This is a genomic window from Agrobacterium sp. CNPSo 2736 (genome assembly GCF_004005385.1).
GTDB lineage: Bacteria > Pseudomonadota > Alphaproteobacteria > Rhizobiales > Rhizobiaceae > Agrobacterium > Agrobacterium leguminum.
The window spans coordinates 1-12711 of the sequence record NZ_RZTX01000003.1; the positions used below are offsets into that span (position 1 = coordinate 1).

A 12711-nucleotide genomic window follows, 5' to 3' on the forward strand; every position below is an offset into this window, starting at 1 on the left:
GGCGCTTGCAGGCCTTGCCCCCTTCAATGCCGATAGCGGCATTCATCGCGGCCAGCGCCATATCCGCGCCGGACGAAAGCGCGTGCGCGATGCCCTCTATATGGCGGCGCTGGTGGCCTACCGGCTAAAGTCGCCCTTCGCCCGCATGGTTCAAGCCATGCAGGCCAAAGGCAAACCGTTCAAGGTCATGATCATCGCCATCGCCCGCAAACTGCTCGTCATTGCAAATGCTATTCTCAGGGATAAAACCACATTCGAAGCAGCTTAAAACAACATGCATTAATACAGTTGCCAGCCGGCACGCGTCTGCGCGGCGAAAAGAGTCCTTTCAGCCCAAGGACCTGGGCTGGCTGGATCCCGGCTCAAGGCCGGGATGACGGCGGTGAAAACAGCGAGGACTATCGCCGATCCAGCACCCGGCATATGCGCGCCGCTGGCTCCTCGCCCTCCCCGGCAATCGCACGGCGAATATCGCGGCTGTTGAGATGCAGGCTGCGGCCGGCGGGTAAATTCGAGCGTTTTATCTTGCTGAGCGCCGCAGCGATAAAAGCGGCCTCGTGTTCATGAAAACAGGCGAGAGCCGCCTCGCGATCCGGGGCTGCCCCAAGGACAGCCTTGAAGGCAAGACGGTGCACGGCGCAGAAAGCGCCGTGACCGGGAACGGCAAAACGCAGCGCATCGAGTTCCTCACTCCATTCGGCTGCGTCCTGCATAGTCTCAAGCCGACTGGAAGCGCTTCAGGAAAAACGCGCTCAATGTTCCAAGCAAAGCCCAGAAAACGAAGCTCGTGATGGTGGCGGCGACGATGAACTGACGCTCCAGCGGCAGCGGCGCCAGCGCATGTTCGCCTTCCGGCGGCAGGGGTGCGCCGACCACATGCGGCGCGACGATCAGCACCAGCGCCAATATGATCGCCCAGGGTTCGCGGCGGAAGGCGATCAGCGCAATCCCGCCCGCGGTTGCGGCAACCGTCGCAAGCCACCAGATCTGCCGCGCCTCAAGTGCGGCGGCCGGGCTGCCCGGCAGTTCCGGCGGCAGGCCGATCATCGGGGCCAGCATGACGGCGGCAAAACCGGCAACGCCCCAGAGAAGGCCTTCACGCCAGCCGCCATTCGTGCCACGCAGCGAAATGAGGCCGGTCAGCACCAGCGCATAACCGATGGCGGTCAGCACATTGGCGGCAACCGTATAGGCGGTGCGCTCGAAGCCATCGGCCGGAGCCCAGGCCTCGTCATTGTGCTCATGGGCGGGAACGGCAGCACCGGGCGCCGGCGCATCATGGCTGTGGGGCGCTTCGCCCGCGCTTTCATAGGTTTCCGCCTGAAGAATGAGCGGCGTGGTGCCAAAAGCCTGCATGGCCGAAACGGCGAAACCACTGACGATGCCGACGAGAACGGCAGTAAAGACGATATTGCGAAAAGACGACATGCCGTTTCCCCTCAATGGCAGGGGAAGGCGTTGGCATGACGCGTGTCATGCGCGGCATTGTGAACGGCTTCCACATGGGAAAAGCCGACAAAACCGACAACGAACAGGCCAAGCACGATCGCCGTCAGCGATTGCGCAAAGCTGGTTGTTTTTGCGGAAACGGCGGCGTTGGCCGTATTCTGGTTGATGGACATGGTGACCCCTCTCCGGCGCGACCCCGCGCCTTTGGACGCGGCCGGACGGCAAAGGGCCGTCGAGCCGCTACAATACACTTCACCACGGGGATACGAGACTGACACAGGGAGGCGTCGATCCCGCCACCCTGAAATTCCGCTCTTCCGGACACCCCGCCGGCATGGATATTTCCGCGATGGCAGGTCTCCTGGCTTACGGGTCAAAACCTGAAACACCTTCCCGGCGTCACCCTCTCTGGAAACCTTCAGTTCCCGGCGAGATGGCTTGCCAGTGGCATTTCGTTTCAGGCTCTCCGCTCACAGTTGCGGGGGCAGCCACGAATGAGGATTTCTCCCTATCGTGTTCCCTTTTCACCTTCCGGAACGCCCGGAAGGAACCATCACAGGATTGTTATCCGATGGGCGGCGGCGGGAGTCAATGGTGGGCCTGATTTCGAACTGCACGCCGTTGCCTCCACCTCCGTCACCCCCGAACTAGATCCGGGGTCCAGCGCGATCAAGTCCTTGATCGCAAGAGACTCTTCTCACGGCGCAGACGCGCCGTGGCTGGATGCCTGATCAAGTCCGGCATGATGGCTGAGAGTTACCGCGACGGTATGGCCTTCAGATAGGCGGCAATCGCATCGCGGTCTTCGGCCGTCAGATGCGCCATATTCTGCTGCACCTTGACCATGGAGCCGCCGACGCTGTCGAATTCCGGGGTAAACCCGTTTTCCAGATAGCTGGCAATATCGGCCTCGGCCCAGCTGCCGATGCTTTGCGAGCCGGGGGTAATGTCGGGAATGCGGCCCTCGCCTTCCGGGTGGGGCCCGCCGGCCAGCCACTTGTCTTTCACGAAACCGCCAAGCGCGTTGCGCGGCGTGTGGCATTCGCCGCAATGGCCCGGCCCTTCCACAAGATATTGGCCGCGCAGCAATTCGGCATTGGCATTGGCAAGCTCCACGCGGGGCCGCGCCGAGGGGTCGAAATAAAGGAATTTCCAGCCGCCCAGCGCCATGCGCAGATTGAAGGGGAACGGCAACTCGTGATCCGGCGCATCATTCTGGCTGGCCGGCAGGGCTTTCAGATAACCGAAGAGATCGTTGATGTCCTTCTGAGTCATGCGGGCATAGGAGGCATAGGGAAAGGACGGGTAGAGATGCTCGCCGTTCCTTCCCACACCGCGCGTCATCGCATCGCCGAATTCCGCCAGCGTCCAGCCGCCGATGCCATGCTGCGGATCGGAGGAAATATTGGGGACATGGAAGGTGCCGAAAGGGCTTTTCAGCGCCTGCCCGCCCGAAAGCGTCAACAGCGCCTCGCCTTTCGCATCGGGCGCGGCATGACAGCTTGCGCAGCCGCCCGCCCAGAACAGCGTTTCGCCATTGGCCAGATCCGGTTCGCCCAGGCTGACCCAGTGGCTGGGCGCCTGCCGCTCAGGCGCCGTAACCCAAGCGAATATGCCGTAGCCCGCAATGGCCGCGACGACGGCTCCGCCCGCGAGTTTCGTCCAGATGGAGGACATGCCCCTCTCCCCATTCTCACCTGACCCGGTCAGATGTCTTTCGTGCCTGAGAAAACGCCGCCGGGAAGCGGCGTTTCCAAAGTGCTGCGATTATTTCTTCAGACGATAGGTCTGGTGGCAGGTGCCGCAATCGGCGCCGAGCGTCTTCATGGCGGTCGCGACGCCCGCCTGATCGGTGGGAAGATTGGCGAGAACCATGTCCGCATCCGTGCCGAGCTTGGCGGCCTTGGCCTTGAAGTCGTCGAAATTTTCCCAGATGGCGGGGGCCGCGGCGCTGCCGGTCTCGGTGCCGGCGGGGAACTGGTCCGGGAAAGCCTTCGCATTGGTGCCGATGGTGGTTACGGCAGTCTTGACGGTATCGGCGTCAAAGGGCTTTTCGCCCTTGGAGATGGCGGCGAGCGAACCCATGGCCCCACCGATCTGCTTCATCATGCCTTCACGTTTTTCGACTTCGCCGGCAGCGTAGACCGCTCCGGCGCAAAGACAGCCGAACAGCATGGCCGCGGTGATGGTTTTCAGTTTCATGCAACTCTCCTTGATTCCGGCCGGGACACCGGACGCTTGATGGAACGGCGCGAGGATGCCCTTTCCGGATGGCGAAAAGAAGTCACATTGCGGTGAATTCCATCGTGAAAACAGAAGCCTAAGACAAGGCCTCCCACAGTGTCAGCAGCGCTGCGGCAATCAGCATGAAACCGGCGGCGCGGCCGATGAAGATCGTGGCGGCGGGCGAAGAAACCAGCCATGCCCGGCTTTTATCCGCCGTCAGCGCCAGCGCGCCATAGACCGTGAACTGCGTGACCGCCACCATCGCGCCCATCACCAGCCCCTGCATCCAGATCGGGCCATAGGCCGGTTTGAGAAATTGCGGATAGATCGCCATCATGAACAGATAGGCCTTCGGATTGGAAAGGCAGGTCAGCACCGCCCGCCAGAAGGCCTTTCTGACCGAAGCGCTCGCCTGCGCCTCGTCGCCGTTCACGACAATCGCGCTGCGCATCAGGCCGATGCCGATCCAGATCATATAGGCGGCGCCGAAAACCAGAAGCGGCAGGAACAGCGACGGCATCCAGGCGGCAAGCATGCCGACGCCCAGGGCGCCGTAAAGCGAATGCACGATGCCGCCGGCGCTCATGCCGCTTGCGGCGGAAAGACCCGTTCTCTTGCCGCCCGTCAGCGCGCTTGCCAGCACGAACAGCATATCCATGCCCGGCAGGATGATGATGCCGAACAGGACCAGAAAGAAAAGCCAGAGATTTTCGGCGTAACTCATGTCAGTATCTCCCAAAACGGTTCACGACACATTCGGGAAATCCCATGTTTCTCAATGTGTTTCTCCGTTTATAGGAAAAGCCAACTGACAGCGTTATGTCAGTTGCGTGGGGAAATCCACCGGGAAAACGACAATGCGCAAGGCGTCGAGACTGTTCGAGATCATCCAGATCCTGCGGGTGGCGCGCAGGCCTGTCACCGCGCAGACGATTGCCGAGGCGCTGGAAGTGACGGTGCGCTCGGTCTATCGCGACATAGCAGCGCTTCAGACCATGCGCGTGCCCATCGAAGGGGAACGCGGCGTCGGTTATATCCTGCGTCCCGGCTTCAACCTGCCGCCACTGATGTTTTCCATCGAAGAGACGGAGGCGATCGTGCTGGCTCTCGCCATGGTCGCGCGTACCGGCGATAGCGGGTTGCGGCAGGCGGCAAGGCAGGTCAGCGACAAGATCGCCGCATCCCTGCCCGAACCCCTGTCGAAAACCCTCTCCGCCAATGCCCTGCACGCCTGGGGCAGCATCGCCCCCTCCCCCGCCGGCGTCGATCTTGCAACGGTCCGGCGGGCGGTGCGCGACGAGGAGAAGCTGGAGATCACCTATCGCGATGAAGCCGGCGCGGAAACGCAGCGGTGGGTTCGGCCGATTGCGGTGATCTATTATTCGGAGACGGTGAATATCGTCGCCTGGTGCGAATTGCGGCAGGCGATCCGCAATTTCCGCTCGGACCGGGTGCTGGGCTGCGAAACGACCGGCAGCTTCTTCAAGCTGGAAGGCGAGAAGCTGCGGCAATTATGGATGAGCGGCTGGCAGAGCAACCAGCCGCCAATCCCCTACTCACAGCCGTAAAAGGCGATCCTCCTCCCGCCCGAAACCGCGAATGACGATTCTGTCAGCAAAGACATCGGCGATGGCGAAGGTGTTCTGATCGGGCGTATCGACCATGCCCTTGAAATTCACGAAGTGGGTATTGCCCAATAGGCCGTAATTGCCCTCGTGATTATGGCCGTTGAACCACGCGACGACCGAGCGGTGGGAGCCGAGAAGTTCTAGAATGCGCGGCGCGTCCCACATATTGTGGGCGTTTTCGGGATAGACAGGATAGTGGCAGAGAACGATCACTTTTTCGCCTGCCGCATCCGCCTTTTGCAGAACGGCCCGCAGCCATTCGAACTGCTCGTCGCTGAGCGAGGCGTTCCAGTCCTGCGCATTGATTGCACCGGCATCCGCCAGGCGCTTCAGCCGGTCTGCTGCAAGCATCCGACGCGGATCGCCGGGCGGCGGGGCGAACAGGCTGACCTCGTTGCCATCAAGCACGACGAAACGGATGTCGCCGATGGAAAAATCATGCCAGGGGGCGGACATGCCGAGGCGGGCGTGGATAGCCGGCAAATGCTCGGCGGCGACGGCGAAATCGTGGTTGCCCGGCAACAGGACCGAGCGGTGGCGAAGCCCGTCGTAAACGGCAAGGATCGCATCGAAATTGTCGAAGCCGCGATCGATGATATCGCCGAGCGTCACCACGAAGGCCAGCTCCTCGCGATTGAAGGCGTCGATCGCGTCTGCGAGCTTTTTCGGGCTCTCGGCATAATAACGACCCATCTCGGGGCGCGGATCGGCATCGGCATATTGGGGATCGGCGACAATGCCGAAGGAGAAAAGAGGCGTGGTTTTTTCAGTCATGATGCGCCGCGATAAACCCGGCGGATGACAGGCTTGTGACAATAAAACCCGACAGGCCGTATCGCCATATCACAAAAGCAGAACACCCGGCACAGAGGCCGGGTGTTCGAAAAATCCGTTCCGCAAGCCTTACTTGGCGGCGGCTTCGTAACGCTCCAGGACGTAGTCCCAGTTGATGAGGTTGTCGACGAAGGCTTCGAGGTACTTCGGACGCAGGTTGCGGTAGTCGATGTAGTAGGAGTGTTCCCAGACGTCGACGCCGAGGATGGGATCGGCGCCATGAACCAGCGGGTTTTCGCCGTTCGGGGTCTTGGAGATTTCAAGCTTGCCGTTCTTGACGGAGAGCCATGCCCAGCCGGAGCCGAACTGCGTGGTGCCGGCAGCGATGAAATCGGCCTTGAACTTGTCGTAGCCGCCGAGATCGGAGGCAATCGCCTGCTCGAGCTTGCCCGGCAGCTTGTTGCCGCCGCCGCCCTTCTTCATCCACTTCCAGAAATGGACGTGGTTGTAATGCTGGGCCGCATTGTTGAAGAGACCGGCATTGGTGCCAAAGGACTTCTTCACGACTTCTTCGAGCGACAGGTCGGAAAGACCTGCTTCGGCCGCCAGCTTGTTGCCGTTGTCGACATATGCCTTGTGGTGCTTGTCGTGATGGAACTCGAGCGTCTCGCGCGACATGTAGGGTGCAAGCGCGTCGTAGTCGTAGGGGAGTTCGGGAAGTTCGAAGGCCATGGTTTTTACTCCTTTTTGCAGCGGGTTACCGCTCCTAGAAACCGTGTGAGCGGACCATAGGAGCGAACCTCTGTTTGGGCAACCTGCGAAATATCAAAATGTTCCGACAAAAGAGAAAATTCCTCTCCTTGCGACCGCCACCACATTTGTTTCACAACCCTGGCGTACCGTTTTCCACCCTATCGGTTCGCTTTTACCGAGATTGCAGGAAGGAAATTCCATGACCCGTCCGATCCCCCGCTCCATCCTCCTCCTTGCGGCCTTCTCGTCGCTCACCTTGCCTGCCGCCGCATCGTCGGATGACGCCTGGAAGGAGTTCGTCGCGGATGTGCAGACGGCCTGCCTTGCCGGCGCCAAAGACATGATCGAGGACGCGAAGGCCGTGGTCGATCCGGTCGGCAGCGAGAATTACGGCCTCGCCATCCTCACCGGCAAGGCGAAACTCACCGGGAAGAGTGGGGGCGCGGATGCCACCGTCAGCCATATCTGCGTCTACGACAAGAAGACCAAGGCCGTGGAGCTGGGCAGCGAGCTTGCCGGCGATACGCTGAAGGTGGAAATTCCCGGCTCCACCAAGCCCTGATCGTTCAAAAGCGCGGTGTGGTGTCACCCTCGCCCAGCGCACGCTGCATCAGCACCGTATCCAGCCATTGGCCATGTTTCCAGCCGATGGATTTAAAGGTGCCGACATGTTCGAAACCGGCGGCGCGGTGCACGCCAATCGAGGCGGCGTTGGCTGAATCGCCGATGACGGCGATCATCTGCCGGAAGCCGCGCGCGGTCGCCGCCTCGATCAACGCATCGAGCAGCTTGCGGCCGATGCCCATGCCCTTCATGGCCGGATCGATATAAACGGAATTCTCCACCGCCGCGCCATAGGCCGGGCGCGGGCGGTAGGCGCCGGCATAGGCATATCCGGCTATCTTTCCATCGCATTCGGCGACGATATAGGGGTAATTGCCCTCCACCAGAAGGCGACGGCGCTCGAGCATCGTCTCCACGCTCGGCGGATCGATCTCGAAGCTCGCGCGGCCGTGCAGCACGGCGTCCCGGTATATTTCGGCAATGGCTGGAATATCCGCCTCTTCGCAAGGGCGGATGGTAAGGCTGGAAACGGTGGAAAGGGTCATTCTCTTGTCCTGCGGATCATTCACGCCGTCATTGTGCATTGCGGCGCACCCAAAATAAAGATTATCTGTCTTATACAAACGATAAGGTTTTCTTTGATGATGGACCTCGACCTGCGGCAGCTGCGCAGCTTCATGGATGTGGCCGATCTCGGCAGTTTTTCCGCCGCCGCTGACAAGGCCGGGCTGACGCAGCCGGCCATCAGCCTGCATATAAGGCTGCTTGAAAAACAGCTCGGCGTGCGGCTGATCGAAAGGGTCGGCAGGCGCGCGCAGCCGACGGCGGCGGGGCGCGATTTTCTCATCCATGCAAGAAGGATTGCGGAAGAAGTGGCGCATGCCATCGATACCGTTGCGCCGCATCGCAGCGGGGTGATGGGACGCCTGCGCATCGGCACGGGCGCCACCGCCTGCATCTATCTGCTGCCGCCGGTGCTGGGCAAAATCCGGCAGGCCATGCCCGGCATCGAGATCGTCGTGCAGACCGGCAATACCCACGATATCCTCCGGCTTCTGGAGGCCAATACCATCGATGCGGCGGTGGTGGCCCTGCCCGCCAGCGGCCGCAGCCTCGATATCAGCGATATCCATCTCGACGAGCTGGTCGCGGTTTTCCCGCAAGGCTCCGTTTCTGACACAACGGCGCTCAACGCCGAGACGCTTTCGGCGCGGCCGCTGCTGCTTTACGAGGGCGGCAATACGCGCCGGCTGGTGGATCAATGGTTTTCGGCGAGCGGCCGCACCGTGCAGCCCGCCATGGAACTGGGCAGCGTCGAGGCGATCAAGAAGCTCGCAGGCGCGGGCCTTGGCCTTGCCATCGTGCCGCGCATGGCGATGGAGCATGAAGGCGCGGCATCCGGGCTCGAATGGCGCTCGCTCGCACCGCCGCTTGAACGGCGGATCGCGCTGGCGATGCGGCGCGACAAACACATGACCGCGCCGCTGCGGGCGCTTGCCGCTGCGCTGCCGGATGTGGGGAAAAGGTGAAGCCCGTGCCGGCTGCGAGGGCAGGCTTCGACTTGTTGACGACATGGAACCGTACTCTCTCCTCCGTCATGCCGGACTGGATCCGGCATCCAGCCACGGCGCGTCTGCGCCGTGAAGAGAGTCTTTCGCGATCAAGGACTTGATCGCGCTGGACCCCGGATCCAGTCCGGGGCGACGGAGCCCATAACCAAGCCTCCACCCACACGTTCAGTCCACGAGGTTCGTTCTCAAAACTCCGTCCAGTCGTCACCCTTCACGGCCATCGCCGCATTGCCGCGGGCAGCAACGGGGCGGGCCTTCGGCGCCGGTGCGACCGGTGCGGCGGGCGCGTGGACCGGGCTTGCGGCGCGCTGCATATGACGTGCCGTCTCCCGCAATGCCGAGGTCTGCTGGCCGAGCTGGAATTGCGCAAGCAGGGCGTGGAGGTTGGTGCATTCCTGTGCAAGACCCGCACCGGCCGCATTCATTTCCTCGACCATGGCGGCATTCTGCTGCGTGGCCTGATCCATGTGGTTGACGGCGGTGTTGACCTCGGAAAGACCGGCCGACTGCTCCTGCGCCGCCGTGGCGATGGCGTCCATATGGGTATTGACGGAAAGCACCAGCTGCTCGATCTCGGAAAGCCCGACGCCGGTATCGGCCACCAGCTTCACGCCCTCACCCACAGCAACGGCTGACGCGGTGATGAGCTGCTTGATTTCCTTGGCGGCGTTGGCGGAGCGCTGCGCCAGTTCGCGCACTTCCTGTGCGACGACGGCGAAGCCCTTGCCCGCATCGCCCGCCCGCGCTGCCTCGACGCCGGCATTCAGCGCCAGAAGGTTGGTCTGGAAGGCGATTTCGTCGATGACGCCGATGATCTGGCCGATCTGGCGCGAGGAATGCTCGATGCGCTCCATGGCGGCGACGGCATCGCGCACCACCTTGCCGGAAAGATCAGCCTTTGTCCTTGCCTCGCGCACCGTGTCGCGCGCATCGCTCGCCCGTTTGGAGGTGGCGGAAACATTGGCGGTGATCTCTTCCAGCGCTGCGGCGGTTTCTTCGAGAGAAGCGGCCTGCTGTTCGGTGCGGCGGGAAAGATCGTCGGATGCCGACGACACCTCGTGGGCGCCGCCATTCACGGTCTGCACGGACTGGCCGACGCTGGTGAGCGCTTCGCGCAGCTGATGCACGGAGCTGTTGAAATCGTGCCGCAGCGTCTCGAATTGCGGCGAAAACGGCGTGGCGATCTCGCAGACCATATCACCGGAGGCAAGCCGGCGAAGACCGCCAGCCAGCGACCCCGTGGCCTGATTGAGACGCTCTTCCGCCTCCGCCTCGGCGCGCTGCTGCAGCTCGATACGGTCGCGCTCGGCCTGCTCGCGGCTGCCGACGGCTTCGTCCTCAAGCTGGCGGTTACGGATGGCCGCTTCGCGGAAGATTTCCACGGCGCGGGCCATCTCGCCGATCTCGTCGCCGCGTTTTGCGCCGGGCACATCGATCGCCAGGTTGCCGGTGGACAATTCCATCATCGCCTTGGTCAGGCGGCTGATCGGACGGGTGACGCGGCCGACGATGACGACAAGGCAGAGAATGCAGACGCCAAGTGTGAGGATGAATGCGGCGAGATAGATCATCGCGCCGATAAAGGCGTCCTGTCTGGCCTTTTCGGCATTGGCGTTGAGAACATCCATCGCTTCGGAGGCGATTTTCGCGACCGTATCGAGGCTTTCGGTGACCGTATTGCGCCATGTATCGATGGTGAAGGCAGGCGTGCGGCCATTGTTCAGATCATCGATCAGCTTTGCGCGCTGCGTGACGAAATCACCCTTGAAATAGGTCCTGTCGGCAACGGCATAGATGTCTTTCAGCGCCTTCGGCGTCGATTCATGCGCGACGAGGTCGCCGGTGGCTTTCCAGGCAAAGGCCGCGCCGGCATCGAAATTGCCAAGCTGCTGGGTTTCCTGCGGGGTCAGCGGCCGCTGCTGGGCCACGACCGCATTGATGACAACGGTGGCGCTGCCGCCCAGCGCACGCGCCGACCAGCCATAGGACCGCAACTGGATGAGGCCGGTCAGGCTCTGGTCCAGCGAGCGAACCTCGCCTTCCACCGCCGTCGATCCCGCTTCGAGCGCCGTCAGGAAATCCTGACCGAGCGCCAGCACGGTCTTGTCCAGCCCGTTTTCACGACGGTCGAGCGGCAGGGTGACGTTGGCGTCAACCTTTTTGCGCAGCTCCAGGAATTGCGTGTAGATATCCTTCACGCGGGCAAGCGGAGCCTTGAGGCCAGCCTGATCGAGCGCGGCGGACTGTTCGAGAAAGGCGCCCATGGCGGCATCCACCTTCTGGCGCGACGCCTGCACGCTGGCGATGGTATTGGCCGTCTTTGCCGGATCGACGGTCAGCGCCGAGGCGCTGTTGCCGCGTTCACTGCGAAAGTTCAGCAGGGCGTTGAAAAGCAGCCTGTCCAGCGAAACGAGCTGCGCCACCTCCGAAAAGCTGCGGGCACGCTGCACGGACTGCAACATGCCGTTGCCCACGAAGCCTGCCAGCGCGATGCCGACGAGCAGAAAAAATCCCACAAGTATATTGCGTATGCTGAAAGACATTTGGCGGCCCCCACTAGCCCGGATCGGTAATGCCGCAAGCTAGCCTGTGGTCCTCTAAAATTGGATTAAATTCCCCCTGAATTTTTATGGGGAAATAATGCAGTTCAAAACAAAAGGCCGCGGCAGGGATGAGCCTGCCGCGGCCTTTTGAAACTATGGGTTTTACCCGACCTTAAACGTCCGCGCCGAGACGCGCCCAGTCCATATAGAGATCGAGCGCCTTGCGGGCGACGGGGCCTGCCTGCAATTCGCGATCATCGAGCTTCACGACGGGCGAAACCTTGGAATAATTGCCGGAGCAGAAGATTTCATCGGCCTCGCGGAAATCCTCGACCGAAAGCGTCGCTTCACGCACGTCGAAACCGGCCTGGCGCAGAAGGCCGATCACGCGCGAACGGGTGATGCCGGCAAGGAAAGTGCGGTTCGGAACCGGGGTAAGGACAACGCCGTCCTTGACCATGAAGATGTTGGCGGAGGCGGATTCGGCGACATTGCCGTTCATGTCGCGCATCAGGGCATTGTCGAAACCGCGCGAGCGCGCTTCCAGAATGGCGCGACCGCTATTGGGATAGAGGCTGCCGGCCTTGGCGTCGGTCATGGCGGTTTCCGGCGAAGGGCGGCGCAGCGGCGAGACGGTGAGCGTCAGCGGCTTGCCGGCATCCATCGGCGCTTCGAAAAGGCAAAGCGCAAAACGGGTGGAGCTGGCATCCGGCGCCACGACGCTGCCGGGCATGCCGTGTTCGGCCCAATACATGGGCTTGATGTAGATCGCCATCTTGCCGTCGAATTTCTTGACGCCTTCCAGCGCCAGGGACTCGATCTCCTCGGCCGTCATGGTCGGCTTCATGCCCATATTGACGGCGGAGCGATTGACGCGCTGGCAGTGCAGATCGAGATCAGGCGCCACGCCATCGAACCAGCGCGCACCGTCGAACACCGTGGAAGCCAGCCACATGGCATGCGAGGTCGGGCCGATGAGCGGCGGATTGCCGGGCAGCCATTGACCGTCAACATAGGTCCAGGTGGTTGATCGGGGTGCGGTATCGACGCTCATGATGGTCTCCTGTCTCAAGCGTTTTCATTCGGTAAAAACGCTCCGTCTTTTTTGTTCTGATGCATTGCCGGATGAAGAGCGCTGCGCGCTCTCAACGGGGCATGTGCTGGAAATCGGCCGGAGTGAATGCCTCTCCCCTGACGAGGTCA

At 61.9% G+C, this 12711-nt stretch carries 15 protein-coding genes and 1 riboswitch; of the genes, 4 read left to right on the forward strand and 11 right to left on the reverse strand.

What is annotated here, in order from left to right; translation table 11 throughout:
* Positions 1–268 (forward strand): transposase (locus EM858_RS06275; protein WP_164865337.1); only part of this gene is annotated, 268 nt, incomplete at its 5' end.
* 130 nt (positions 269–398) lie between these two features.
* Here the strand turns inward: EM858_RS06275 and EM858_RS06280 are convergent.
* The 6 genes from EM858_RS06280 to EM858_RS06305 form a co-directional block, all read right to left on the reverse strand.
* A complete protein-coding gene (locus tag EM858_RS06280) occupies positions 399–713 on the reverse strand; it encodes a hypothetical protein (RefSeq protein WP_127756191.1) in 315 nt (104 codons plus the stop codon).
* A 4-nt stretch (positions 714–717) separates the two neighbouring features.
* Positions 718–1428, reverse strand: a complete 711-nt coding sequence (locus tag EM858_RS06285; RefSeq protein WP_127756192.1) for a CbtA family protein — start codon at positions 1426–1428, stop codon at positions 718–720.
* Positions 1429–1439: 11 nt separating this feature from the next.
* The gene (locus EM858_RS06290) at positions 1440–1622 is read right to left on the reverse strand and encodes a CbtB domain-containing protein (RefSeq protein WP_003522264.1); all 183 of its coding nucleotides are present in this window, start codon (positions 1620–1622) and stop codon (positions 1440–1442) included.
* Positions 1623–1782: 160 nt separating this feature from the next.
* Positions 1783–2019: riboswitch (cobalamin riboswitch) on the reverse strand.
* 186 nt (positions 2020–2205) lie between these two features.
* On the reverse strand, positions 2206–3126 hold the full coding sequence (locus tag EM858_RS06295; RefSeq protein ID WP_127756193.1) for a cytochrome c: 921 nt from the start codon (positions 3124–3126) through the stop codon (positions 2206–2208).
* Between the two features lie 90 nt (positions 3127–3216).
* Positions 3217–3651, reverse strand: coding sequence for a cytochrome c (locus EM858_RS06300; protein ID WP_003522262.1), 435 nt, complete (start codon positions 3649–3651; stop codon positions 3217–3219).
* A 118-nt stretch (positions 3652–3769) separates the two neighbouring features.
* Entirely contained in the window at positions 3770–4399 is a 630-nt protein-coding gene (locus EM858_RS06305; protein ID WP_003522261.1) for a LysE family translocator, read from the reverse strand.
* Between the two features lie 133 nt (positions 4400–4532).
* Here EM858_RS06305 and EM858_RS06310 point away from each other — a divergent pair, with 133 nt between their 5' ends.
* Positions 4533–5243 (forward strand): YafY family protein, encoded by a 711-nt coding sequence (locus tag EM858_RS06310; RefSeq protein ID WP_127756194.1) that lies wholly within the window; start codon positions 4533–4535, stop codon positions 5241–5243.
* On the opposite strand, the gene EM858_RS06315 is transcribed toward EM858_RS06310, so the two are convergent.
* Positions 5232–6077 (reverse strand): metallophosphoesterase, encoded by an 846-nt coding sequence (locus tag EM858_RS06315; RefSeq protein WP_127756195.1) that lies wholly within the window; start codon positions 6075–6077, stop codon positions 5232–5234. The genes EM858_RS06310 and EM858_RS06315 overlap by 12 nt on opposite strands.
* Positions 6078–6206: 129 nt before the next feature.
* The gene (locus tag EM858_RS06320; protein WP_046798591.1) at positions 6207–6809 is read right to left on the reverse strand and encodes a superoxide dismutase; all 603 of its coding nucleotides are present in this window, start codon (positions 6807–6809) and stop codon (positions 6207–6209) included.
* Positions 6810–7029: 220 nt separating this feature from the next.
* Here EM858_RS06320 and EM858_RS06325 point away from each other — a divergent pair, with 220 nt between their 5' ends.
* Positions 7030–7392, forward strand: coding sequence for a hypothetical protein (locus tag EM858_RS06325; RefSeq protein WP_162936705.1), 363 nt, complete (start codon positions 7030–7032; stop codon positions 7390–7392).
* A 4-nt stretch (positions 7393–7396) separates the two neighbouring features.
* Here EM858_RS06325 and EM858_RS06330 read toward each other — a convergent pair whose 3' ends face one another.
* Positions 7397–7939 (reverse strand): GNAT family N-acetyltransferase, encoded by a 543-nt coding sequence (locus EM858_RS06330; protein WP_127756197.1) that lies wholly within the window; start codon positions 7937–7939, stop codon positions 7397–7399.
* A 96-nt stretch (positions 7940–8035) separates the two neighbouring features.
* Between EM858_RS06330 and EM858_RS06335 the strand changes: the two genes are divergently transcribed.
* On the forward strand, positions 8036–8923 hold the full coding sequence (locus EM858_RS06335; protein WP_127756198.1) for a LysR family transcriptional regulator: 888 nt from the start codon (positions 8036–8038) through the stop codon (positions 8921–8923).
* A gap of 227 nt (positions 8924–9150) precedes the next feature.
* Here EM858_RS06335 and EM858_RS06340 read toward each other — a convergent pair whose 3' ends face one another.
* Positions 9151–11508, reverse strand: a complete 2358-nt coding sequence (locus tag EM858_RS06340) for a HAMP domain-containing methyl-accepting chemotaxis protein (RefSeq protein WP_127756199.1) — start codon at positions 11506–11508, stop codon at positions 9151–9153.
* A gap of 172 nt (positions 11509–11680) precedes the next feature.
* The gene (locus EM858_RS06345; protein ID WP_065654247.1) at positions 11681–12562 is read right to left on the reverse strand and encodes a branched-chain amino acid aminotransferase; all 882 of its coding nucleotides are present in this window, start codon (positions 12560–12562) and stop codon (positions 11681–11683) included.
* Between the last annotated feature and the right edge of the window lie 149 nt (positions 12563–12711).

Coding starts and splice junctions, on each gene's coding strand:
- EM858_RS06280 (WP_127756191.1), bottom strand. CDS start 713: ATGCAGGACGCAGCCGAATGGAGTGAGGAACTCGATGCGCTGCGTTTT.
- EM858_RS06285 (WP_127756192.1), bottom strand. CDS start 1,428: ATGTCGTCTTTTCGCAATATCGTCTTTACTGCCGTTCTCGTCGGCATC.
- EM858_RS06290 (WP_003522264.1), bottom strand. CDS start 1,622: ATGTCCATCAACCAGAATACGGCCAACGCCGCCGTTTCCGCAAAAACA.
- EM858_RS06295 (WP_127756193.1), bottom strand. CDS start 3,126: ATGTCCTCCATCTGGACGAAACTCGCGGGCGGAGCCGTCGTCGCGGCC.
- EM858_RS06300 (WP_003522262.1), bottom strand. CDS start 3,651: ATGAAACTGAAAACCATCACCGCGGCCATGCTGTTCGGCTGTCTTTGC.
- EM858_RS06305 (WP_003522261.1), bottom strand. CDS start 4,399: ATGAGTTACGCCGAAAATCTCTGGCTTTTCTTTCTGGTCCTGTTCGGC.
- EM858_RS06310 (WP_127756194.1), top strand. CDS start 4,533: ATGCGCAAGGCGTCGAGACTGTTCGAGATCATCCAGATCCTGCGGGTG.
- EM858_RS06315 (WP_127756195.1), bottom strand. CDS start 6,077: ATGACTGAAAAAACCACGCCTCTTTTCTCCTTCGGCATTGTCGCCGAT.
- EM858_RS06320 (WP_046798591.1), bottom strand. CDS start 6,809: ATGGCCTTCGAACTTCCCGAACTCCCCTACGACTACGACGCGCTTGCA.
- EM858_RS06325 (WP_162936705.1), top strand. CDS start 7,030: ATGACCCGTCCGATCCCCCGCTCCATCCTCCTCCTTGCGGCCTTCTCG.
- EM858_RS06330 (WP_127756197.1), bottom strand. CDS start 7,939: ATGACCCTTTCCACCGTTTCCAGCCTTACCATCCGCCCTTGCGAAGAG.
- EM858_RS06335 (WP_127756198.1), top strand. CDS start 8,036: ATGATGGACCTCGACCTGCGGCAGCTGCGCAGCTTCATGGATGTGGCC.
- EM858_RS06340 (WP_127756199.1), bottom strand. CDS start 11,508: ATGTCTTTCAGCATACGCAATATACTTGTGGGATTTTTTCTGCTCGTC.
- EM858_RS06345 (WP_065654247.1), bottom strand. CDS start 12,562: ATGAGCGTCGATACCGCACCCCGATCAACCACCTGGACCTATGTTGAC.